18 protein-coding genes, 3 tRNA genes and 1 pseudogene are annotated in these 21,491 nt (G+C 62.5%); 7 read left to right on the forward strand and 15 right to left on the reverse strand.

The window, feature by feature from the left end; genetic code table 11:
* Positions 1–20: 20 nt before the first annotated feature.
* The 8 genes from O4H32_RS01790 to O4H32_RS01825 all read right to left on the reverse strand — a co-directional run bounded on the left by O4H32_RS01790 (position 21) and on the right by O4H32_RS01825 (position 5,317).
* Positions 21–95 (reverse strand) — tRNA-Thr (locus O4H32_RS01790).
* Positions 96–130: 35 nt separating this feature from the next.
* Positions 131–204 (reverse strand) — tRNA-Gly (locus tag O4H32_RS01795).
* Between the two features lie 51 nt (positions 205–255).
* Positions 256–342 (reverse strand) — tRNA-Tyr (locus tag O4H32_RS01800).
* A 39-nt stretch (positions 343–381) separates the two neighbouring features.
* Entirely contained in the window at positions 382–1,320 is a 939-nt protein-coding gene (locus tag O4H32_RS01805) for a ParB/RepB/Spo0J family partition protein (protein ID WP_269356130.1), read from the reverse strand.
* 36 nt (positions 1,321–1,356) lie between these two features.
* Positions 1,357–2,166: a ParA family protein gene (locus tag O4H32_RS01810; RefSeq protein WP_269356131.1), complete on the reverse strand. Its 810-nt coding sequence runs from the start codon at positions 2,164–2,166 to the stop codon at positions 1,357–1,359.
* Entirely contained in the window at positions 2,163–2,858 is a 696-nt protein-coding gene (gene rsmG, locus O4H32_RS01815; protein ID WP_269356133.1) for a 16S rRNA (guanine(527)-N(7))-methyltransferase RsmG, read from the reverse strand. Before rsmG ends, O4H32_RS01810 begins: the two co-directional genes overlap by 4 nt.
* Positions 2,855–4,771: a tRNA uridine-5-carboxymethylaminomethyl(34) synthesis enzyme MnmG gene (gene mnmG, locus O4H32_RS01820; protein ID WP_269356135.1), complete on the reverse strand. Its 1,917-nt coding sequence runs from the start codon at positions 4,769–4,771 to the stop codon at positions 2,855–2,857. Before mnmG ends, rsmG begins: the two co-directional genes overlap by 4 nt.
* Before the next feature lie 339 nt (positions 4,772–5,110).
* Positions 5,111–5,317: a cold-shock protein gene (locus O4H32_RS01825; protein ID WP_043679103.1), complete on the reverse strand. Its 207-nt coding sequence runs from the start codon at positions 5,315–5,317 to the stop codon at positions 5,111–5,113.
* 265 nt (positions 5,318–5,582) lie between these two features.
* Here O4H32_RS01825 and O4H32_RS01830 point away from each other — a divergent pair, with 265 nt between their 5' ends.
* Positions 5,583–6,776: a methionine aminotransferase gene (locus O4H32_RS01830; protein ID WP_269356137.1), complete on the forward strand. Its 1,194-nt coding sequence runs from the start codon at positions 5,583–5,585 to the stop codon at positions 6,774–6,776.
* 262 nt (positions 6,777–7,038) lie between these two features.
* Here O4H32_RS01830 and O4H32_RS01835 read toward each other — a convergent pair whose 3' ends face one another.
* Positions 7,039–8,106: a metallophosphoesterase gene (locus tag O4H32_RS01835; RefSeq protein WP_269356139.1), complete on the reverse strand. Its 1,068-nt coding sequence runs from the start codon at positions 8,104–8,106 to the stop codon at positions 7,039–7,041.
* 158 nt (positions 8,107–8,264) lie between these two features.
* On the opposite strand from O4H32_RS01835, the gene O4H32_RS01840 reads away from it, so the two are divergent.
* On the forward strand, positions 8,265–8,720 hold the full coding sequence (locus O4H32_RS01840) for a universal stress protein (RefSeq protein ID WP_269356141.1): 456 nt from the start codon (positions 8,265–8,267) through the stop codon (positions 8,718–8,720).
* A 58-nt stretch (positions 8,721–8,778) separates the two neighbouring features.
* Here O4H32_RS01840 and O4H32_RS01845 read toward each other — a convergent pair whose 3' ends face one another.
* Together O4H32_RS01845 and O4H32_RS01850 are read right to left on the reverse strand one after the other, a co-directional pair.
* Positions 8,779–9,786 (reverse strand): hypothetical protein, encoded by a 1,008-nt coding sequence (locus tag O4H32_RS01845; protein ID WP_269356142.1) that lies wholly within the window; start codon positions 9,784–9,786, stop codon positions 8,779–8,781.
* A 120-nt stretch (positions 9,787–9,906) separates the two neighbouring features.
* Positions 9,907–11,310 (reverse strand): MFS transporter, encoded by a 1,404-nt coding sequence (locus tag O4H32_RS01850; protein ID WP_269356144.1) that lies wholly within the window; start codon positions 11,308–11,310, stop codon positions 9,907–9,909.
* A gap of 157 nt (positions 11,311–11,467) precedes the next feature.
* Between O4H32_RS01850 and O4H32_RS01855 the strand changes: the two genes are divergently transcribed.
* A complete protein-coding gene (locus O4H32_RS01855; RefSeq protein ID WP_269356146.1) occupies positions 11,468–12,397 on the forward strand; it encodes a LysR family transcriptional regulator in 930 nt (309 codons plus the stop codon).
* Between the two features lie 165 nt (positions 12,398–12,562).
* Here the strand turns inward: O4H32_RS01855 and O4H32_RS01860 are convergent, their stop codons facing one another.
* A complete protein-coding gene (locus tag O4H32_RS01860) occupies positions 12,563–13,486 on the reverse strand; it encodes a LysR family transcriptional regulator (RefSeq protein WP_269356147.1) in 924 nt (307 codons plus the stop codon).
* Positions 13,487–13,629: 143 nt separating this feature from the next.
* On the opposite strand from O4H32_RS01860, the pseudogene O4H32_RS01865 reads away from it, so the two are divergent.
* The 4 genes and pseudogenes from O4H32_RS01865 to O4H32_RS01880 all read left to right on the forward strand — a co-directional run.
* A pseudogene (locus O4H32_RS01865) lies at positions 13,630–13,785 on the forward strand (SDR family oxidoreductase); the annotation flags it as partial.
* A gap of 63 nt (positions 13,786–13,848) precedes the next feature.
* Entirely contained in the window at positions 13,849–14,616 is a 768-nt protein-coding gene (locus tag O4H32_RS01870; RefSeq protein ID WP_269356149.1) for an SDR family NAD(P)-dependent oxidoreductase, read from the forward strand.
* 27 nt (positions 14,617–14,643) lie between these two features.
* Positions 14,644–15,243: an NADPH-dependent F420 reductase gene (locus O4H32_RS01875; protein ID WP_269356150.1), complete on the forward strand. Its 600-nt coding sequence runs from the start codon at positions 14,644–14,646 to the stop codon at positions 15,241–15,243.
* Positions 15,244–15,402: 159 nt separating this feature from the next.
* Entirely contained in the window at positions 15,403–16,197 is a 795-nt protein-coding gene (locus O4H32_RS01880) for an SDR family NAD(P)-dependent oxidoreductase (RefSeq protein ID WP_269356152.1), read from the forward strand.
* Between the two features lie 176 nt (positions 16,198–16,373).
* Here O4H32_RS01880 and gyrB read toward each other — a convergent pair whose 3' ends face one another.
* Genes gyrB through dnaA form a run of 3 tightly spaced genes read right to left on the reverse strand, consistent with a single transcriptional unit; the run spans position 16,374 to position 21,424 of the window.
* On the reverse strand, positions 16,374–18,827 hold the full coding sequence (gene gyrB, locus O4H32_RS01885) for a DNA topoisomerase (ATP-hydrolyzing) subunit B (RefSeq protein ID WP_269356154.1): 2,454 nt from the start codon (positions 18,825–18,827) through the stop codon (positions 16,374–16,376).
* Positions 18,828–18,876: 49 nt separating this feature from the next.
* Positions 18,877–19,989 (reverse strand): DNA polymerase III subunit beta, encoded by a 1,113-nt coding sequence (gene dnaN, locus O4H32_RS01890; protein WP_269356157.1) that lies wholly within the window; start codon positions 19,987–19,989, stop codon positions 18,877–18,879.
* 4 nt (positions 19,990–19,993) lie between these two features.
* Positions 19,994–21,424: a chromosomal replication initiator protein DnaA gene (gene dnaA, locus O4H32_RS01895; protein WP_269356159.1), complete on the reverse strand. Its 1,431-nt coding sequence runs from the start codon at positions 21,422–21,424 to the stop codon at positions 19,994–19,996.
* Positions 21,425–21,491: the final 67 nt, after the last annotated feature.

The raw sequence follows: 21,491 nt of genomic DNA on the forward strand, positions 1-21,491 counted from the left end.
TGGAATGATCCAAGATGTTGTGGTGCCCATGATGCGGATCGAACGCATGACCTCTCCCTTACCAAGGGAGTGCTCTACCACTGAGCCACATGGGCGGTATTCATTTCGACATCCGTCGAACCGGACCCGCTGGAGCGGGTGAAGGGAATCGAACCCTCGTCGTAAGCTTGGAAGGCTTCTGCTCTACCATTGAGCTACACCCGCGATTCGGATCCCTGCGACATCCAGGCGTATCGGCACAGGATATCGTTCGCATGGTGGTGGGGGTTGGATTCGAACCAACGTAGGCGCAAGGCCAACAGATTTACAGTCTGCCCCCTTTAACCACTCGGGCACCCCACCGAAGCGAATTTCGAATTATGGAGATATTCAGGGCCGATGTCAAGCGACCGCGTCGCGATCGGCCAGGACCGCCCCCAACCCCTGGCGTTCCAGCAAGGCGTCCAGGTGTTCCCAGTCGGAAAATTCGATCACCAGTTGTCCGCCCTTGCGGGCGCCCGTGCGGATCTTCACTTGAGTGGCCAGATGATCGGACAGGGCTTTTTCCAGCCGGTCGAGATCGCCGGAACGGGCGCTGGCCGTTCCCCGGGCCGCCCGGCCGGCCGGTGTGGCCAGCGGTTCGTCTGCTTCGCGCAACGCGCGTGCGACGCGTTTTTCGGTCTCGCGCACAGACAAGCGGCGGGCGATGACTTCGTTGGCGAGGAGAATCTGCTGCGCGGCGTCGGTGGCCAGCAGCGCCCGGGCGTGTCCCATGTCGATATCGCCGGCCAGCAGCATGGTCTGCACAGGTTCGGCCAGATTCAACAGGCGCAGCAAATTGGTGGTGGCCGAGCGTGATCGGCCGATGGCGGTGGCCGCCTGTTCGTGGGTCAGACCGAACTCGTCCAGCAGACGGCGCACACCATGGGCTTCTTCCAGCGGATTGAGGTCTTCCCGCTGGATGTTTTCGATCAGCGCCATGGCGGCCGCATTCTCGTCCGCCACGCGGCGCACCAGCACGGGAACCACGTCCAGACCGGCGATCCGCGCGGCACGGAAACGCCGTTCGCCGGCGATGATTTCGTACTGGCCGGGTTCGTCCTCCAGGGGCCGCACCAGGATGGGCTGCATGATGCCCTGGGCGCGGATGGACTCGGCCAGGTCGTTCAGCGCGCCTTCGTCCATGCGGGTGCGCGGCTGGTAGCGCCCCGCGCGCAGCGCGCCGACCGGAAGCTGGCTGGGGGAATCTTCTTTTTGGCGCCCCACCGCGTCCAGCGCGCCATTATCCGCGCCCAGCAGGGCATCCAGTCCGCGTCCGAGTCCTTTCTTGCGAGTGGCCATCGTGTGTGTGTCCTATGTGTGATGCCGGGTGGTCTTTCAGGCCGCGCGCGGTCGAATCTTGCCGCCGACACGGCGGATGAGCTCTTCGCCGAAGGCGAGATAGGCCCGGGCGCCCCGGGACGACTTGTCGTAGACCACGCCGGGCTGGCCATGGCTGGGCGCCTCGGCCAGCCGCACGTTGCGCGGCACGACGGTCTTGAACACCTTGTCACCGAAATGTGATTCAAGCTGGGCCGAGACCTGCTGCTGCAATGTCATCCGCGTGTCGAACATGACGCGCAGCAAACCGATCAGTTCCAGGTCCGGGTTCAGATTGCGGTAGATCCGTTTGATGGTGTTGACCAGGTCGGACAGGCCTTCGAGCGCGAAATACTCGCACTGCATGGGGATGATCACGCCATGAGCCCCGGCCAGGCCATTGAGCGTCAACAACGAGAGCGTCGGCGGACAATCGATCAGGATGAAGTCATAGTCCTGGGCGACCGCGGACAGGGCCCGCTTGAGCTGCATTTCCCGATCGTCCATCTGCACCAGGTCGATCTCGGCGCCGGACAATTCCCGGTTCGACGGCAGCACGTCGTAGCCACCGCTCTCGGAACGGATGCGTGCCCGCGCGACGTCGGCCTCGCCGATCAGCACCTGGTACAGATTGACGGAGGCCGCGTTCTTGTCGATGCCGCTGCCCATGGTGGCATTGCCCTGCGGGTCCAGGTCGACCAGCAACACGCGCTGGCCATGCTGGGCCAGCGATGCGGCCAGATTGATGGCCGTGGTGGTTTTGCCCACGCCGCCTTTCTGGTTGGCGATGCAGAACACGCGGGCGGATTTCGGACGATCGGCAGTCATTGGGTTCCTTCGGGACCGTTTAGGGCCTTTTCATGTTCGAGTTCCAGCAGGCAGCGATGCGCGTCCATCCCGGGCACACTCAGTTCGACGGTGCGTTTCACGGACCAGCCCATGTCGGCTTCCAGGGCGGCCCGTTCGGCGACGGGATCCTGTCCTTTCATGGCAAGCATCACGCCACCGGGCGCACGATGATGCGCGGCGACACGCACGAAGTCCGACAGCGAGGCGAAAGCGCGGGAAATCACGATATCCGCCCGCAAGCTGTCCATGGACTCGATGCGACCGTGTTCCGCGCGCACGTTCTTCAGCCCCAGAACGCCGGCCGCCTGGCGGATGAACGCGGTTTTCTTGCCCACCGCATCCACGCAGACAATGGACCAGTCAGGCTGGCAGATGCCCAGAATGATACCCGGTAAACCCGCGCCCGACCCCATGTCCGCGACCTTCAGGCCCGGACGCGCCCATCGTGCCCGCAGTTCGGGCACGATGGCCAGGCTGTCGAACACGTGTTGCACCAGCATCTTTTCGGGATCGCGGATGGCGGTCAGGTTATAGGCCTTGTTCCAGTGCCGCAGCTGTTGCAGATAGCCCAGCAGCGCGGGCACATGCGCGCGATCCTGCGCCATGCTCAGGCTGTCCAGCGCCGTCTCCAGGCGTTCGCGGAACTGGGGAAAAGGAGTATCGACAATCATGCGGCCCGACGCCCGCGCATATGCCGTTTCAGGTGGACCAGCAGCAAGGACACCGCCGCCGGCGTAACACCGGATATCCGAGCCGCCTGCCCCACGGTGGCGGGTCGCGCGGCTTCGAGGCGCTGGCGCACCTCGGTGGAAAGACCTGTGACGCCGGCATAGTCGAAATCGTCCGGCACCGCCTGATCCGCCTGGGCCTTCTGGCGCTCGATCTCGTCGCGCTGACGATCCACGTAACCGGCATACTTGGCCTGGATGCCGACCTGTTCGGCCTGCACGGTGTCTTCCAGACCAGGACCGGCCAGCAACGTGCCCTGTTCGTCCCGAAGGGACATCAGGGTGTCGTATTCGACATCGGGGCGACGCAGAAGATCCAGCAGGCTTGGATGACGATCCAGGCGCTGCAGGGACAGGTTATCGCGGGCATGGGCATCCAGCACCGCCGGATTGACTCGGGTTTCACTCAGGCGCTGGATTTCAGCCGCCACGGCATCGCGCTTGCGGCTGAAGGCATCCCAGCGCGCATCATCCACCAAGCCGAGCGACCGGCCGATCTCGGTCAGTCGCAGGTCGGCGTTATCCTCGCGCAAGCTGAGCCGGTATTCCGCCCGCGATGTAAACATCCTGTAAGGTTCGGTAACACTTTTGGTTACAAGATCATCCACCAACACACCGAGATAGGCCTGACTGCGCGCCATTATCCAGGGCTCACGCCCCATCACCTGCAAAGCGGCATTGGCCCCCGCCAGCAGACCTTGGGCGGCGGCTTCTTCGTAACCCGTGGTGCCATTGATCTGACCGGCGAAGAACAAACCCCGGATCGCTCGGGTCTCGAGCCAGGCATGCAGATGCCGGGGATCGAAATAGTCGTATTCGATCGCATAGCCGGGCCGCATGATGCGGGCGTTCTCCAGTCCCGGCAGACTGCGCACCAATTCGAACTGAATGTCGAACGGCAAGCTGGTCGAAATCCCGTTCGGATAAATTTCGCGGGAAGAAGCCCCTTCCGGTTCGAGAAATACCTGATGACTGGTCTTGTCGGCGAAACGATGAATCTTGTCCTCGATCGAAGGACAATACCGTGGACCGATTCCTTCAATCGTCCCCTGCTCGCTATACATCGGCGAACGGTCCAGACCTGAACGCACAATTTCGTGCGAACGTTCATTGGTATGCGTGATCCAGCACGGCACTTGTTCCGGATGCATGTCGGCCCGTCCCAGGAAGGAGAAGACCGGCACGGGATCCATATCCCCCGGCTGGACCTCCGTCCTGGAAAAATCGATGGTGTTCGCGTCGATGCGTGGCGGTGTGCCTGTCTTCAATCGCCCCTGGGGTAAATTCATTTCCCTGAGCCGCTGACCCAGACTGGTTGCGGGAGGGTCTCCTGCTCGACCCGCCGCGTGATGAGACAGGCCAACGTGCATCAAACCATTGAGAAACGTACCCGCCGTCAAGACCACGGCTCGGGCCTTGAATACCAGACCGATTTGAGTACGCGCCCCAACCACACGGTCGCCCTCCAGAATCAGATCATCCACGGCCTGCTGGAAGATCATCAGATTTTTCTGATTTTGCAAGATCATCCGCATCGCACGCCGGTACAGGGATCGATCCGCTTGAGCGCGCGTTGCCCGGACTGCAGGTCCTTTGGAACGATTCAAGATCCTGAACTGAATGCCCGCCTGGTCCGTGGCCCACGCCATGGCGCCGCCAAGGGCATCAATTTCCTTGACCAGATGCCCTTTGCCAATCCCGCCAATGGACGGGTTACAGGACATTTGACCCAAGGTGTCCAAATTATGGGTCAGTAGCAGCGTGGAAGCGCCCATGCGTGCCGCGGCCAATGCAGCCTCGGCTCCAGCATGACCACCACCAATCACGAGCACATCGAATTCTTCGGAGTAATTCATAGCGGGAACAGAAAATTTCCCAAAATTATACTTCGCCGTTCCTTTTAACAATGTTCCACGTGAAACAGAATTTAGATGTTTCACGTGGAACATCATGGCAAAAGAATTACCCACCCAATAAAAATCCAAGTGCGAAAATCTTCAGGTAATCAACCGCTCAGACCACGACAAATCGAATCGATGATGTTCCACGTGAAACATTCATAAGATCAAATATAAAGGTGTGAACAAAGCTGTGGACAAGCACTGAACAAGAAGGGTACAAATTTTGTTGTCCGAAAGAAACGGGAATGAAAAAAGGCACTCCGAGGAGTGCCTTTCAGAAACCTGCCGACTGATTTACAGCGGGCGGATCTCAGCAGCCTGGGGACCCTTGGGGCCATCCTTGACTTCGTACTGCACGGCCTGGCCTTCGTTCAAGCTGCGGTAGCCGCGACCTTCGATAGCGGAGAAGTGCGCGAACACGTCGGTGCCACCAGCGTCCGGCGTGATGAAGCCGAAGCCCTTCTCAGCGTTGAACCATTTGACTTTGCCCGTTTGAGCCATGATCTGAAACGTCCTAAATGAATGAAAGAAAACAATGAATCAAGAACGCTGAAACGATACAGATCGTGCCGTAGTGCGGGTAGCAACAGGGCATGCCGTGTGCGAAACGTGCGTACTGCTAGATTGCATTGCAACAGGGAGCATAACTACGCAATATGAAAAGTCAAATCATAGTTTTCCCTTATGCGCGATTGTATCCGCAACTGAAGCCTTCGTGCTTGGAAACGCATCCTAAAACCAACACACATCAATCGCAAAACCAAACATGCTGAATTCACTGCCTTCCAAGCTGCCCGACGTCGGCGGCACCATCTTCGCGGAAATGAGCGCCCTGGCCCAAGAGTTCCAGGCCATCAACCTGGGGCAGGGGTTTCCCGATTATTCACCACCCGACCCGTTGATCCGCGCGGTCGCTGACGCCATGGCGCAAGGTCACAACCAGTACGCCCCCATGCCCGGGCTGCTTCAGTTGAGGCAAGCCATCGCATCCAAAATCGAAACTCAGCATGGACACGCCTACGCGCCGGAATCGGAAATCACAGTCACCGCAGGCGCAACAGAAGCCTTGATGAGCAGCCTGCTGGCTTTGGTTCATCCAGGCGACGAAGTCGTGCTGATCGATCCATCGTATGACTTGTATGCCCCAGCGATCCGTCTGGCGGGAGCCAGCGCCGTACGTGTTCCCATGCGCCCACCTGAAACGAACGATCCATCGTTTCGCGTCGACTGGAACAGGGTGGAGGCCGCCATCACAAAAAAAACACGCATGCTGGTCCTGAACTTTCCACATAATCCGACGGGCTTGACACTGAAACCGGAAGACCTGGATGCACTGGAGTTCCTGGTCGGCAAGCATCCGATCCTGTTGTTGTCAGACGAAGCCTATGAACACATCGTGTTCGATGGCCAGACCCATCTGAGCCCTGCAACTCGGCCTTTGCTGGCCGCACACACAGTCATGGTCTCTTCATTCGGCAAGACCTTTCATGCCACTGGCTGGAAAACAGGTTACTGCTGCGCGCCCCGCGCTGTCATGCGTGAAATCCAAAAAATCCACCAGTTCACTGTTTTCTCCGTCAGTACGCCCATGCAAGCGGGCATCGCCCAGTATCTGCGCCAATCCGACGCACTTTCGGGCTTGTCCGGGTTTTATCAGAAAAAACGCGACCGGCTGACCGCCGGCTTGAAAGAAACGCCGCTGCGCCCTTTGCATACCGAAGGCACTTTTTTCTTGCTGGTGGATGCTTCCGCAATAGGTTTCAGCCTGGAGAAAACATTGGCCATCCGCCTGACACGGGACATCGGGGTCGCGAGCATTCCCGTATCCGCTTTCTATGCCGACCCCGACGTCCCCGCAGCAAATCACCATTTGCTGCGTTTGTGCTTCGCCAAATTGGATACGACGCTGGATGCGGCGCTGGAACGCCTTTCGGGGTTGAAGTCCTGGTCGAGAGGATGACGGTCTTTATGTTTTTCTCTTTTCTTTTATATAAAACCGATAAGAATGGTGAGAGGTTGTGGATAACTCGGAAAACTCAATAAATCAATAAAAATCAATGCGTTGGATACTTTTTTACTGTGGGTTCCTTTGTGTGTGATCCTGGCATGGTTTGGGGATGGTTTTCGGGCATGGCAAAAAGTCCGTGCTTATGAACAACTTGTCGACAGGATGAACACATGAAGCCGTCTCTGGACTTATCCACAGTGCGGAAGTCTTGAAATCAGGTGGTTGGCATGCCGCCGATCGTCGGTATACGGGCACCGTTGTCGAACAGCAGATCGCGTTCGGGCCATAGCATGGCGGCCAGCCGGTAATGGCTTTCCGGCCCCCTGTCGGGAGATTTCCGGGGGCGCCAGCGGGCACCCACCGAGTAGTCGATGCAAAAAGCCTGCCGGTGGCGACCGTGCCAGGCCGTGGGCGGGACGCCCTCGAAGAGACGGCCGTAGCGCCAGTTCGTCCCCTGAGCCGGGGGGGTGAACAAGCGCCAGTAGTGGCCGATCAGCACCGGGGTGGGGTCCTCGTCGTCGTTCCACCAGGCCGTTCGGTCGGAATAACGCCAGCGGTTGCCGGAAAAGAAAGGTTGCGGGCTGCGGGCCTCGATACCGGAAGTCAGCCGCTTGATCGGGTTGAGACGATGTTCCAGCGACTCGAAATCCGCCACCGCATCCAGATAGGGAGGAGGGTCGTCAGGATTCTCCAGCTGCTTGCCCCAGCGTTCGAGTTCCCCGCGGTAACGGGCATGGAGGTCGTCAACGCGGGCGGCCTGCAGGACGTTCAGTTGCTGTTCGCGGATCAGTTCCAGGATGTGCCCGCAAGGGAAATCGGCGATGGCCTCGATGGAAGCCGCATCCCAGGCGGCATGCACGATCCGCAGTCCCGGCATGCGGACCGCCAGGGGAAGGCTACACAGGAAATCCCGGATTTCTGGCCGTTCCCGTGCCGAGGCGCGGACGAATGGCGCATAGAAAGGGGTATCGGAAGCTTTCCTGCTGTCGAAGAACCAGCCTGAACCGTCTTTCGCATCGTTGGCGAGCAGATTGATTTCGTGATTGCCCAGAATGCAGAGCGCACGGCCTTTTTCCACGAGTTCCCGCACCCGGCGGATGACGCTCACGCTGTCCGGCCCGCGATCGCACAGGTCGCCGATGAACACCAGCAGACGGTCCCGCGTTTCGGGATGTGTTCGCAAGCGGTCGAGCAAGGCGTCCAGCGCCTGGATCTCGCCATGAATGTCGCCAATGACGGCCAGGGGCTGGGCGTCCAGGGTATGGAGTAGGGTCGGGTTCATCGTCCTATTGTCCTTCGGGATGGGGATCAGGACAATGGATGCGATCGATTGCGCCATTGCAAGGTTTCGTCCGGAAAACCGGTCCGCAGGAAGCCGGTGTGCGGTAGATTAGAGTCGAGTGGGCATGCGCCCGGATACCGGATCACAGGAGAGGTCACATGGCAAAGGATATTGTGCTGGCGACGGACGGTTCCTCGTACAGTTTTCAGGCGGCGCGTTTTATCGCGCAATCGGGGCTGCTGCCCGATGGCGGGGTTGTCAGGGTTCTGCATGTGATGGCCAACTTGCCCGCCCGGGTGAGCCGTTTCGTGGATGCCGAGGCGATCCAGGAATGGTATGGGGAGGAATCCGCCAAGGTGTTGAAACCGACGGCCGAGATCCTGAGCCAGGCCGGCGTGCCGCACGTGGTCGATTCCCGGATCGGTTTCGCGCCCCAGGAAATCACGCGCTACGCCGACGAGGTCGACGCCCACATGATCGTGATGGGCGCGCATGGCCGGGGCGTGCTGCTGGATGCGGTGATCGGATCAGTCGCCGGCCGGGTGCTGGCCTTGACGCATCGGCCGGTATTGCTCATCCAGCACCCGGGAGATGATCAGGATCAGACCCGGTAGTTGTCCAGGCCAGTCGGTCGCGTCATGTATCGGCTGGCTGTTCGTAGCCGGCGAATTATCAGTGGCGGCGGTCTTCCCGACCCGGCCGGCCCGGTTCCTGGCGATCCCGGCCTTGGCGCCCCGGGACTTCGGCGCGCGGTCTTTCCTCCGGTCCGCGCCGCCATTGGCCGGGGCCGGCGTCCGGGCGTCCCGGACCAGGACGTCCCGAGGCCTGGAACTGATCATGCGGCCGTTCGCGGAATTCCCTCTGAGGCCGGTCGGGCTGTGCGGTCCGGCCGGCGCCCGCCCGCCACGATTCCGGCGCCTGACGAGGTGCGCGCATTTCCTGGCGGTCAGGCGGGCGTGATCCGTCGGTGCGGTGGATGTCGCGCGGGCCGGGACCGCCGGCATGCATGGGCCTGTTTCTGTCCGGTTCAGGCCGTCCCGGCGCATTGGCCGGGTGTGGCTGATGCGCGTAGGCGCGTTGCCCGGGCGTCGGTCGGGTCGCCATGCCGCCCTGGCCGCCGCTGTAGCTGACGCGTCGCCGGTCCGGAGGGGCGTTGTGGATCACCGTCTTGTCCACGTAGACGGTGCGGACGTGAGTGATGTTGACGTTGGTGACGGCCCGGTTGTAGTAGAAATCCCTGCCCCGCCAATGACCACCGACATAACCCACGCCAAAATAGCCGAACCCGTAGTCGATGCCGCCATAGAAGCCGACTTGGGGACCCCAGTAGCCGTTGTGCCAGCGGTAGTAGCCGTCGGACCAGCCCCACCAGCCGGGGGTCCATAGCAGCCCGATGGCGGGAGGGACGAGCCACGCGCCGTCGATCCAGTAGTAGCCGTCCGGTCCCCAGGCCCAGTAACCCGGAGTCCAGATGTAGCCGGGACCGGGGGCGACCGGCTGGATCATTTTCGGCAGGGGCGGCGGCGCCAGGGTGATCGCCACGCCGACGTTGACGGCTGCTGCTGCGGACGTCGGCAGCGTCAACAGCGGGGCGGCCGCCATGCTCGCGGCCAAAGCGAGCGACATGGCGCGCAGGCGGGCGGCCATGCCGGTTTTCGATGTGTTCTGGATGGCCTTCATGATCCGTATCCCGTTGATTTCCCGATGGTCCGGCACTCAAACCCAGTTTAGGGTCGGAGTGTCGGATAAATTCCAAGAATTCAAGGAGATAGGTTGCGATTTGTGAATGGGAAAATCCCGCTACGCATCCAGGCAGGACGTCCGGGCGGTTTTTCGCAAGCGGCCCAGGCTCAGCGCCACGGCCATCGCCGTCGCCGCCACCGCGACCCACAGGCTCAGTCGCACCGCCGGTTGTTCCATGGACACGCCGCCTTGGACATGCATGGCCAGCAGCACCCCCACCAGCGCCGTCCCCAGGCACTGGCCGAATGTGCGCATGATGGCCAGCACGCCCGAGGCATAGCTGCTGTGCTCGCGCGAGACGTTCGACAGCATTTCCCGGTTGTTGGGACTCTGGAAGCAGCCGAAGCCGATCCCGCACAGCAGGCAACGCGCCGCGATGTCCCAGACCTGTGGCTGTTCGGGCAGCCAGACGAGCGACACCTGGCCGGCCAGCAGCACGCACAGGCCGATGGTGGAGATCACAGCGGGCGACATGCGGTCGGCCAGGCGTCCCGCATGGGGCGCGACCAGTACGATGCCCACCGGCCACGGCGTGAACAGCAGCGCGGTTTCAAAGGCACTGTAGCCGTATACATTCTGGAACAGAAACGGCAGGGCGACGAAGGTGATGCCTTGCGCCATGAACGAGGTCATCGAGGTCAGCGCCGCCAGCGAGAACCGGGCTGACGCAAAGATCACGGGGGGCAGCAGCGGGTGCCTCGCATGGCGCATGCGCCACACAAACCCCGCGCCGGCGAGCAAGGCGACGAGGGCGTACCAGCCGCCTCCCGGCATCGTGACGTGGTTGGCTGTCATGATCAATGCGCCCAGCAGCACGGCGGAGAGCCATGCTCCCGGGGTGTCGAAAGGCCCGTGCGCGGCCCTCGGTCCGGCGGGAATGGTCTTCATGCCGATCGCCAGAGCCATCGCGCCGGGGACGATGTTCAATGCGAACAGCCATTGCCAGCCCCAGGCATCGAGCAGTGTGCCGCCGACGATCGGCGCGATGGCGGTGCTGGCGGCGATCAGCAGCGCATTCAGGCCCAGTATCCGCCCAAGCAGGCGGCCAGGGAATGCCGATCGCAAGATGGCCGGGCCAATGCTGACCACTGCGGCTCCGCCGATGCCCTGCAGCACCCGCAAGACGATCAGCGCATAGGCGTCGGACGCCAGCGCGCAACCCGCCGACGCCAGGGTGAACACAGCCAGGCCCGGCAGGAACAAAGGGCGAAACCCGAAACGGCCAGCGAGCGCGGCAAAAATGGCCAGCGTCATGGCCACGGACAGCAGGTACGCATTGGCGAACCAGACGGCGACCGACGGCGCGACCCGCAGCGCATCCGCCATTTTCGGCAAGGCGATGTTGACCACGGATCCGTCGAATACCACCATGACGGTGGAAGTCATCAGCGCCGCCATGACGGCGGCGCGCTCGCGGCCCGGCAATCCTTCGTCGCCGGGCTTGTCGGTCAATAATTCCATGGTGTTTCGCCTCGCTATCGTTCGATCCATGGAAAAAATGTAATCGCGATGCCGACCGGGCGGAAGACGCATCATTTACAGTTATACATTGCATGGTACGCCGCATGTCGCATCCGGCGCCGAACCCGCTTTCATCCGGGCACCAGGCCCGCCTCCTATGTCAGAACCCGATTTCAACCTGCTGGTGGCGCTCGATGCACTGTTGGCCGAGGGCAGCGTGGCCGGCGCGGCGCGACGAACCGGCCTGAGCACTTCCGCCATGAGCCGGACTCTGGGCCGGCTGCGCGCCACGACCGGCGATCCATTGCTGGTCCGGGCGGGGCGCCAGATGGTGCCGACTCCTCATGCGCAGGCGATCCGTGAGCGGGCACGCGATGCGGTGCTCGAAATCCGGACACTGCTGTCGCCTGCGGTGTCCGAACTGGATCCATCCACCCTGGACCGTATTTTTGTCATACGGGCGAACGAGGGGTTCGTCGAGGCCTTCGGCCCGGGGCTGATCGCGGCCGCGGCCAGCGAGGCACCGCGCGTCAGCCTGCATTTCGCTCCGAAGATGGAGAAGGATTCCCGCTATCTGCGAGAAGGGCGGGTCGATCTGGAGATCGGAGTCGTGGAAAACATGGGGCCGGAAATCCGTCTGCAAGCCCTGTTCCGCGATCATTTCATCGGTGTGGTCCGGGCCGGACATCCGCTGCTGTCCAGTCCGGCCGTCACCGCCGGGCAGTACGCCTCGTATGGACATGTGGTCGCTTCGCGCCGGGGACGCGCCCATGGTCCGGTCGACGATGCGCTGGCGGAACTGGGCTTGGCCCGCAAGGTGGCCAGCGTGGTTCCCGGCTTTCCGGCGGCATTGGCCGTGGCCATGGCGTCGGACCTGATCGCGCTGCTGCCCGCTTCGTATCTGCCGGCCCCACCGGCGGGCGGGAAAGCCGGGCAGGCATTCGGGACGTTCGAGCTTCCCGTGCCGACCCAGGTCATCACGATTTCACAGATGTGGCATCCCCGCCTGGAGATGGATCCGGCGCACCGCTGGCTGAGGCAGCTGGTGCGCCGGACGTGCGGAGAAGGGCGGGCTGACGGAGATTGATGCGGGGCGTGGTGACAGACAGCCCGCACAGTGTGGGTTTTTAGAAAAGCTGGCGAGGTTTTATGTCTTCGTCACGTCTGGGCATAGATCGGAATCGCAGTCGGGGGCCGCCATGAAGGGAGCGGCTGCTGGTTTCGAGTGATGTTGGGCGACTGTTGTTCAGCTTCAAATTCTGGGCCGGCTCAAAGGACGGACGGGCTCAGGTTTGCCGAGAAGCTCGACCAGTCGCGACTCGCTTGGTGAGAGGTCATACCCGCGTCGTTGCGAGATCATGAACGTAAGCGAACCGATGTGCCAGGCGCGTCGTTCAAGTTCGACGAGTCGTCCACTTGCCAGATCATCTCGAACGAGGTGCCGTGGCAAGTGCCCCCAGCCGAGACCGGCGTTCAGAAGATCGCGCTTGGCGTCGAGATCGTTGACCAGCCACTGGCGCTTGCCAGCGACACCCTGTTGGGTCCTTTCCGCTCCCAGCTGGTTGTCCGTAACGACGATCTGGACATGTCTGCCAAACTCGTCCATCGGGATGGGTTTCGGTGTCGAGGCGAGAGGGTGTGCAGGTGCACATACCGTCACCATCTCCGTCTCGGACAGCCAGTGGCGTTCTATGGCATCCGGGTTCGCCTCAGGTACGTTCGCTATCGTGACGGCCAGGGCACAAACCCCTTCGAGCACTAGGCTCTCGCCGCCTTGCATGGTCGTGATTCGCAAGTTGATCACTGCGGTGGAGAATTCCGCTTGCAGCGTCCGCAGGCAGTCGATCAGGCGGGCGCGTGGGAAGTAAGCGTCGATCGCAACTGAAACCTGCGGTACCCCGGTTCTGGCGATTGAGCTGGCACGGTTCTTCATCTCTTCCGTGCGTGAGAGCACTGCCCGCGCATCCGGCAAAAGGCTTTGCCCCGCTGCGGTGAGCTGCGCCTTCCGTGTGTTTCGCTCGAACAACTCGACATCGAATGCGCTTTCCAGCGCCTTGATTGCATGGCTGATGGCGGACTGTGCGCGCCGGAGCTTGCGCGCCGCATCCGAAAAACTTCCCTGATCGCATACCGCGACGAATGCACGCAGTTGGTTGATGGTGACGTTATCGAGCATGATTAATCTAAAAAATAGATTGAAATAAGAAATTTTTCGTCAATTGAATTGATTAGTCAAGGGCTCTAGACTGGTTCCTAGTTTCAACAGAGGACGCCGATCTGGCGACACATCATGGACAGACTGAGTGGAAAGACCGCCGTGAGGAGGGAATGAAGGTCTTCGCCCCGATGAATCCGCTCCAGCGCATGGCTGAACCAGTGGAGCCCGCGGCGGCCGCTGTCTTTCTCGCGTCGCAGGACAACAGCTTCATGACGGCCAGCGAGATCGCCGTTGATGGTGGTCTGGCGCAACTCTGACACCCCACGCCCGGCTGCTCACTGCAGCGGTCCGGCCGGGCAAACTCCCCAAAGGAAAATCACATGGAACACTCCCTCACAGGAAAAACGGCTCTCGTTACCGGAGCATCGCGAGGCATTGGCCGTGCCATTGCCGAACGTCTTGCAAAGGATGGCGCGACGGTCGCGTTGACCTACAACGCCAGCAAGTCTGGCGCAGACGACGCGGTCGCGGCCATCGAGAAAGCAGGAGGCATTGCGTTCGCGCTCCAGGCAGACCTCGTTGACCCGGCGACCGTCCCGACCCTGTTCTCAAGGCTCGACGATGAGTTCACCAATCGGAACGGAAGCAAAACCCTCGACATTCTGGTCAACAACGCTGGCAATTCCGGCTGGGTTGGCTTTAAAGATGCGACGCCGGACAGTTGGGACACTCTGATGGCGGTCTACGCCCGGGCGCCCTTCTTCATCGTCCAGGCCGCGCTGGATCGTCTCGCCGATGGTGGACGCATCATCAACATCTCTTCCGCCGCCGCCACGAAACCCGTGACAGCCGCGCCTGTCTATTCGATGGCCAAGGCGGCCATCAACACCCTGACGCATGCGCTCGCGTCTGAGCTGGGGCCGCGCGGAATTACCGCGAACGCCGTTGCGCCGGGCTATACGCGAACGGACGCGAATGCCGCCTTCCGAGAAAATCCAGAACTCGTGAAGGCGGTCGAGGCCGAAATCGCGCTGGGACGCTTTGGCGAGCCTTCGGAAATCGCCACTGTCGTGGCGTTCCTGGCTTCCGATGAAGGCCACTGGGTGACCGGCCAGACGATTGAGGCGAGCGGTGGCTACAAGCTCTGATCTCGCCCAAGAACCCAAGGAGAATATATGAGTTACGCGATTATCGGCTTTGGCAAGATTGGCCATGCGCTTGCCAAAGCGTTTGCCCGCAATGGCATCGAGGTGTCCGTTGCCACCACGCGCGACCCGACAAGCTTCGCATCCGATGCGGCCGCAGTTGGGCCCACGATCATTCCCAAAACCCTGGCGGAGGCCGTCAAGGCCGACGTCATCTTTCTGGCTGTCCGTTTCGAGTCGCACCCGGAGGTCGCGAAGATGCTGCCCAACTGGAAGGGGAAGACCATCATCGACGCGATGAACACGTTGGCCCCGCTTGAGGAACTGGACGGTCTCCCATCCTCTGCAGTCGTCGCGAAGGCGTTCACCGGAGCCGGTCTGGTGAAAGGCTTCAACCATTTGGCCGCCGCCGTCCTTGCCCAGGACCCGGCCGTGCACGGTGGCAGGCGAGTTGTATTCCTGGCAAGCGACGATGGCGGCACAGTAGCGCCGGTGGCCGCTCTTGCCGGGCAGCTTGGTTTCTCACCCGTCAATCTTGGGGCGCTTGCCGAGGGTGGCGCGCTTGTGCATGCGCGGGACGGGGCCTGGGGGCCTCTGATCTTCCAGGATCTGTTCACGAAGGAGTCGTGAGCGATGTGAGGCCATTATGGCAAGACCGTGATTACCCGATCGAACCTGTATGGGCCCACTATCGACAAACGACTCCGCACCCCTGACGTGGCTTGCAGCATCCGAAGCCGAGGTGGCAAAGCCGGAGGGCTGACCATTCATCGAACGGAGAGAGATTTTATGCATATCGAACTCAAGGGCCGCAAGGCGATCGTGACCGGTTCCACTGCAGGCATTGGCCGTGCAATCGCCGAAGAGATGGCGCGTGCGGGCGCGGCGGTTGTCGTCAACGGGCGCACACAGAAGCGGGTCGACACCGCATTGCGCGAGATACGCGCCCTGTTGCCGGATGCCGAATTGACTGGCGTGGCGGCGGATGTCGCCACTGCAGAAGGATGTGCCGTGTTGTTCGGCCAGACGCCGGATGCGGATATCCTCGTCAATAATGCCGGTACTGCACACCCGAACGATTTTTTCGGGCAGGACGACGGTGAATGGCTGGATTTGTTCCAGCTTAACGTCATGAGCGGGGTGCGCACCGCGCGCCATTATCTGCCGAAGATGATGGCGCGCGGCTGGGGACGGGTGGTGTTCGTCAGCAGCGAATCCGGGCTGAACATCCCGAAGGAAATGATCGACTACGGCGTTACCAAGACCGCGATTCTCGCTGTCTCACGCGGACTGGCGGAACTCGTTGCCGGAACGGGTGTCACCGTCAATGCCGTATTGCCCGGACCGACGAGGTCCGAGATTCTATCCAATTGGATGGAATCGACTGCGCAAGAGCGGGGCATCACACGGGAGCAGGCCGAGCAACAGTTTCTGAGAACTGCACGTCCCACGACGCTGATCAACCGATTCGCTACAACTGAAGAGGTCGCGAACATGGTGGTATATGCCTGCTCAGAACAGGCTTCTGCGACCACTGGAGCCGCACTGCGAGTCGATGGAGGCGTCGTTCGTTCGATTGCCTGAACTATGAAGAGTGGTAGCTTGACAGCTACCAAGGGGTGAATCGGCCCATGCGCTTCAGCGTTCACGCACCGTTTCAACCGAAAAAAGGCCGCTAGTTAAGCAGCCTTTTTTCACAGCACGGCGGATGGCCAACTTTTCCGTAAAACCTGGCCATCTTTTCCGAAATCCAACACATCTCAAACGTCGATGTTCCCCGCCTGCAGGGCATGGGTTTCGATGAAGGCGCGGCGCGGTTCGACGTTGTCGCCCATCAGGGTGACGAAGATCTCGTCGGCGGCGATGGCGTCCTCGATCTGCACGCGCAGCAGGCGTCGCACGGTCGGATCCATGGTGGTTTCCCAGAGCTGTGCCGGGTTCATTTCCCCCAGGCCCTTGTAGCGCTGCTTGCTGATGCCGCGTTCGGCCTCGGCGCGCAGCCATTGCATGACCTCGCGGAAGTCTGAGACGGGCTTTTCCTTGAGCTTGTCGCCGGTGCCCCGGCGCACGACGGCGCCTTCGCCCATAAGGCCCAGGAAGGTCTTGGCCGTGCGGGCCAGGATGGCGTGGTCGCCGCCGCGCACGAAATGGCGGTCGAACACGCTGACGCGCATATTGCCGAAGTGCGGGCGGATGACCGCCAGGCGCCAGGCTTCCTCGATGTCGTCGAATTGGGCTTCCACGTGGACGCCGTGGGGATTGGCCGGATCGCGCAGGGCCTGTTCCAGCGCGGCGGCGCTGGCGCGGGCGGCGGCCTCGTCCACCAGGCTGAGCTGAACGCCCTCTGCCATGGCCGACAGGGCCTCGGCGTCCAGCGTGCGCGACAGGCGGGCGATGACCGAATCGGCGGTGACGTACTGGCGTGCCAGGTTCATCAGGGCGTCGCCCGAGATCGGCGTGGCGCCGGCGGCGGGCGTGAGCTCCGTGTCCTTGAGCGCCAGTTGCAGCATGAACTGGGCTTCCTCGGCGTCGTCCTTCAGATAGCGTTCCTCGCGCCCGACCTTGACCTTGTAGAGCGGCGGCTGGGCGATGTAGACGTAGCCGCGCTCGATCAGCGCCGGCATCTGGCGGTAGAGCAGGGTCAGCAGCAGGGTGCGGATGTGGGCGCCGTCGACGTCCGCGTCGGTCATGATGATGATGCGGTGATAGCGCAGCTTGTCGATGTTGAAGTCCGGTCCGATGCTGGTGCCCAGGGCGGTGATCAGGGTGGTGATCTGTTCGCTGGAAAGCAGCCGGTCGAAGCGCGCCTTTTCGACATTCAGGACCTTGCCGCGCAGCGGCAGGATGGCCTGGAACTTGCGGTCGCGGCCTTGCTTGGCGGAACCGCCCGCCGAGTCGCCCTCGACGATGTAGAGCTCGCACAGGGCGGGGTCCTTTTCCTGGCAGTCGGCCAGCTTGCCGGGCAGGCCGGCGCCTTCCAGGACGCTCTTGCGGCGGGTCATTTCGCGCGCTTTGCGCGCGGCCTCGCGGGCGCGGGCGGCCTCGACGATCTTGGAGCACAGCGCGCGGGCGTCGTTGGGGTTTTCGAGCAGCCAGGTTTCCAGGGTCCGGCCGACGGCTTCCTCGACCGCGGGGCGGACTTCGCTGGAGACGAGCTTGTCCTTGGTCTGGCTGCTGAACTTGGGTTCGGGCACCTTGACCGACAGCACGCAGGCCAGGCCTTCGCGCATGTCGTCGCCGGTGGTGTCGACCTTGGCCTTCTTGGCCAGTTCGTTGTCGGCGATGTACTTGTTCAGCACCCGGGTCATGGCGGCGCGCAGGCCGGTCAGGTGGGTGCCGCCGTCGCGCTGCGGGATGTTGTTGGTGAAGCACAGCACGGTCTCGGCGTAGCTGTCGTTCCACTGCATGGCGACCTCGACGCCCACGCGCACGCCGCCGGCCTCGGATTCGGTCGTCACGGCGAAGACGTTGTCGTGCAGGACGGTCTTGGCGCGATTGATGTACTGGACGAAGCCTTTGACGCCACCCAGGAAGGCCAGGTTCTCGTCCTGGCCGGTGCGTTCGTCCACCAGGCGGATCTTCACGCCGTTGTTCAGGAAGGACAGTTCGCGCAGGCGGCGCGCCAGGATTTCGTAGGTGTAGTCGATGTTGGTGAAGATCTCGGCGTCGGCCAGGTACTGGACCCGGGTGCCGGTCCGGTCGGCCGGGCCGGTGACGGCCAGCGGCGCGACCCGTTCGCCGCGCCGGAATTCCATGTTGTGCTCTTCGCCGTTGCGCCAGATCGTCAGGCGCAGCCATTCGGACAGGGCGTTGACGCAGGACACGCCCACGCCGTGCAGGCCGCCGGAGACCTTGTAGGAATTCTGGTCGAATTTGCCGCCGGCGTGCAGCTCGGTCATGACGATTTCCGCCGCGCTGCGGTGCTGTTCGTCGTCCTTGTGGATGGCGGTGGGGATGCCGCGGCCGTTGTCCGTGACCGAGATGCTGTTGTCGGCGTGGATCGTGACGACGATGTCGTCGCAGTAGCCCGCCAGCGCCTCGTCGATGGCGTTGTCCACCACCTCGAAGACCATGTGGTGCAGGCCGGTGCCGTCGGAGGTGTCGCCGATGTACATGCCCGGCCGTTTGCGCACGGCCTCCAGGCCCTTGAGCATCTTGATCGAATCGGCGCCGTAGCCGGCGGACGCGGTGTTCTGGGTGGTGGAGTCTGACATGAAAATCCTGTGGTTGAATCCGTCGGCGGAGCGGTTTTCGGGGGACCGCTCAGATGCGCATCGGCATGACGACGTATTTGAATTCCTCGTCGTTGGGCAGCGTGATCAGCACGGAGGCGTTGGCGTCGGGCTGGACGGACCAGCGCACGGCATCGGTCTTGATGCTGGACAGCACGTCGAGCAGGTAGCTGACGTTGAAGGCGACGTCCAGCGGTTCCAGGGCGTAGTCGACCTCGAGTTCTTCGCGGGCCTCTTCCTGTTCGGCGTTGGACGAGGACAGGCGCAGCAGGTTGTCGCCCAACTGCAGGCGCACGCCCTTGAGCTTGTCCGTGGTCAGGATGGCGGTCCGTTGCAGGGCCGCCTGGAGGATGTCGCGGGCGATGTCGAAGTGCCGGGTATAGCCGGTGGGGATGACGCGGCGGTAGTCGGGGAACTTGCCCTCGACCAGCTTGGAGACGACCTCGATGTCGTCGAAGCGGAACCGGATCTGGCCGGCGGCGACGTCGATCTGCACGGCGGCCTGATCATCGTCGGACAGCAGGCGCTGCATTTCGTGGATGGTCTTGCGCGGGATGATCACGTCCAGCGTGGCGGCCTGGCCCTCGACGGCGGCGCCGCTGTGGGCCAGCCGGTGGCCGTCGGTGGCCACGGCCCGCACGCGGCCGGGTTCGAGCACCAGCAGCAGGCCGTTCAGGTAGTAGCGGATGTCCTGCTGGGCCATGGCGAAGTGCACCTGGTTGAACAGGTTCTTCAGGGCTTTCTGGGACATGGAGAAGGAGGCGGACCACTGTTCGGCCTGGGTGACCGTGGGGTAGTCGGCCGCGTCCAGGGTCTGCAGGGCGAAGCGGCTGCGGCCGGCCTGGACGGTGAGTTTGGCCTCGTCCAGGGACAGCCGCACGTCGCCCGATTCGGGCAGGGCGCGCAGGATGTCGAGCAGTTTCCGGGCGGCCACGGTGGTGGACTGGGCCTCGTCGCCCACGCCGAAGTCCGCGCGGGTGGTGATCTGGACTTCCAGGTCGTTGGCCAGGAACTCGAGCCGGTCGCCCTGTTTGCGGATCAGCACGTTGGCGAGGATCGGCAGCGTGTTGCGCCGCTCGACGATCCCCACCACCATCGTCAGGGGCTTGAGCACGGCATCGCGGGTCGCTTGAATGAGTTGCATCTTCTTATCCTTTGAGAGTTTGCTCGAGTACGTGGAGTGCGTGGTTCAGCTCGGTCTGCTTGGCGCGCAGGTCGGTGATCTTGCGCACCGCGTGCAGCACGGTGGTGTGGTCGCGTCCGCCGAACAGGTCGCCGATTTCCGGCAGGCTCTTCTGGGTGAGTTCCTTGGCCAGGTACATGGCGATCTGCCGGGGCAAGGCGATATTCGCGGGCCGACGCTTGGAGTACATGTCGGCGACCTTGATTTTATAGAAATCGGCCACGGTCTTCTGGATGTTCTCCACCGTGATCTGGCTGTTGGAGACCGACAGCAGGTCTTTCAGGGCTTCCTTGCAGACTTCGACGGTCAGCACGTCGCGGCCATGGAAATTGGCGTAGGCCGATACTTTGCGCAGGGCGCCTTCGAGTTCGCGCACGTTGCTGCGCAGGTGCTTGGCGATGAAGAAGGCGACCTCTTCGGGCATGACGATGCGTTCGGCCTGGGCCTTGCGCAGCAGGATGGCCACGCGCATTTCCAGTTCGGGCGGCTCGATCGCCACGGTCAGGCCCCAGTCGAAGCGCGAGATCAGGCGGTTGTCGATGTTCGACAGTTCCTTGGGGTAGGTGTCCGAGGTGATGATGATCTGCTTGCGCTGGGCCACCATGGCCTCGAAGGCGTAGAAGAATTCTTCCTGGGTGCGGTTCTTGCCGGCGAAGAACTGGATGTCGTCGATCAGCAGCAGGTCCAGCGAATGGTAGTAGCGCTTGAAGTCGTCGAAGGCGCGCCGGTGGTAGGCCTTGACCACGTCGGAGATGTACTGGTCCGCATGGACGTAGCGCACCCGCGTGCTGGCGCCGCTGGCCAGCAGGGCGTTGCCGATGGCGTGGATCAGGTGGGTCTTGCCCAGGCCGACGCCGCCGTACAGGAACAGCGGGTTGTAGGATACGCCGGGATTTTCGGCGACCTGCATGGCCGCGGCGCGGGCCAGTTGATTGGCTTTACCGATGACGAAGTTGTCGAAGGTCAGGTCCCGGTTCAGGCGGGAGTGATCCTGGATGGACTCGTCGGTGGCGGCCTGGACGGGGGCCGGCTGGGGGGACGGGATCACGGCCGGCGCGGCTACGGCGGCGCCGGCGTCCGCGGACCGGGCCGGAGCGGGCGGCGCCGGGGCGGGCCGCGCGACGGCGGCCGGGGCGTCCGCGCGCCCGGGGGAGGCCGACAATTCGAAATGGACCTGCACCGCCTGGGAATACCAGTCGGAGGCCATCGATTCCAGGCGGGTGGAGAAGTTCTTGCGTACCCAGTCTAGCTTGAAGCGGTTGGGCGCGCCGATTCTCAGGACCGCGAGTTCCTCGTCGTAGTCCAGGGGCACCAGGGGCCGGATCCAGGCGTTGATCTGTTGCGGGGGAAGTTCCTGTTCCAGTCTCTGGACGCAGGCCTGCCAGAATTCATTCATAGGGGTCATCTTGCCAAACCTCGATTCTACCCTTTCCCGCCCGAAGTTATCCACAGCCCTGCCGGGG

The sequence above is a fragment of the Castellaniella denitrificans genome, assembly GCF_027214045.1.
GTDB classification, from domain to species: domain Bacteria; phylum Pseudomonadota; class Gammaproteobacteria; order Burkholderiales; family Burkholderiaceae_B; genus Castellaniella; species Castellaniella denitrificans_A.

Excerpts from the sequence above, each read along its gene's own strand:
- O4H32_RS01805 (WP_269356130.1), bottom strand. The coding sequence starts at position 1,320 with ATGGCCACTCGCAAGAAAGGACTCGGACGCGGACTGGATGCCCTGCTG.
- O4H32_RS01810 (WP_269356131.1), bottom strand. The coding sequence starts at position 2,166 with ATGACTGCCGATCGTCCGAAATCCGCCCGCGTGTTCTGCATCGCCAAC.
- rsmG (WP_269356133.1), bottom strand. The coding sequence starts at position 2,858 with ATGATTGTCGATACTCCTTTTCCCCAGTTCCGCGAACGCCTGGAGACG.
- mnmG (WP_269356135.1), bottom strand. The coding sequence starts at position 4,771 with ATGAATTACTCCGAAGAATTCGATGTGCTCGTGATTGGTGGTGGTCAT.
- O4H32_RS01825 (WP_043679103.1), bottom strand. The coding sequence starts at position 5,317 with ATGGCTCAAACGGGCAAAGTCAAATGGTTCAACGCTGAGAAGGGCTTC.
- O4H32_RS01830 (WP_269356137.1), top strand. The coding sequence starts at position 5,583 with ATGCTGAATTCACTGCCTTCCAAGCTGCCCGACGTCGGCGGCACCATC.
- O4H32_RS01835 (WP_269356139.1), bottom strand. The coding sequence starts at position 8,106 with ATGAACCCGACCCTACTCCATACCCTGGACGCCCAGCCCCTGGCCGTC.
- O4H32_RS01840 (WP_269356141.1), top strand. The coding sequence starts at position 8,265 with ATGGCAAAGGATATTGTGCTGGCGACGGACGGTTCCTCGTACAGTTTT.
- O4H32_RS01845 (WP_269356142.1), bottom strand. The coding sequence starts at position 9,786 with ATGAAGGCCATCCAGAACACATCGAAAACCGGCATGGCCGCCCGCCTG.
- O4H32_RS01850 (WP_269356144.1), bottom strand. The coding sequence starts at position 11,310 with ATGGAATTATTGACCGACAAGCCCGGCGACGAAGGATTGCCGGGCCGC.
- O4H32_RS01855 (WP_269356146.1), top strand. The coding sequence starts at position 11,468 with ATGTCAGAACCCGATTTCAACCTGCTGGTGGCGCTCGATGCACTGTTG.
- O4H32_RS01860 (WP_269356147.1), bottom strand. The coding sequence starts at position 13,486 with ATGCTCGATAACGTCACCATCAACCAACTGCGTGCATTCGTCGCGGTA.
- O4H32_RS01870 (WP_269356149.1), top strand. The coding sequence starts at position 13,849 with ATGGAACACTCCCTCACAGGAAAAACGGCTCTCGTTACCGGAGCATCG.
- O4H32_RS01875 (WP_269356150.1), top strand. The coding sequence starts at position 14,644 with ATGAGTTACGCGATTATCGGCTTTGGCAAGATTGGCCATGCGCTTGCC.
- O4H32_RS01880 (WP_269356152.1), top strand. The coding sequence starts at position 15,403 with ATGCATATCGAACTCAAGGGCCGCAAGGCGATCGTGACCGGTTCCACT.
- gyrB (WP_269356154.1), bottom strand. The coding sequence starts at position 18,827 with ATGTCAGACTCCACCACCCAGAACACCGCGTCCGCCGGCTACGGCGCC.
- dnaN (WP_269356157.1), bottom strand. The coding sequence starts at position 19,989 with ATGCAACTCATTCAAGCGACCCGCGATGCCGTGCTCAAGCCCCTGACG.
- dnaA (WP_269356159.1), bottom strand. The coding sequence starts at position 21,424 with ATGAATGAATTCTGGCAGGCCTGCGTCCAGAGACTGGAACAGGAACTT.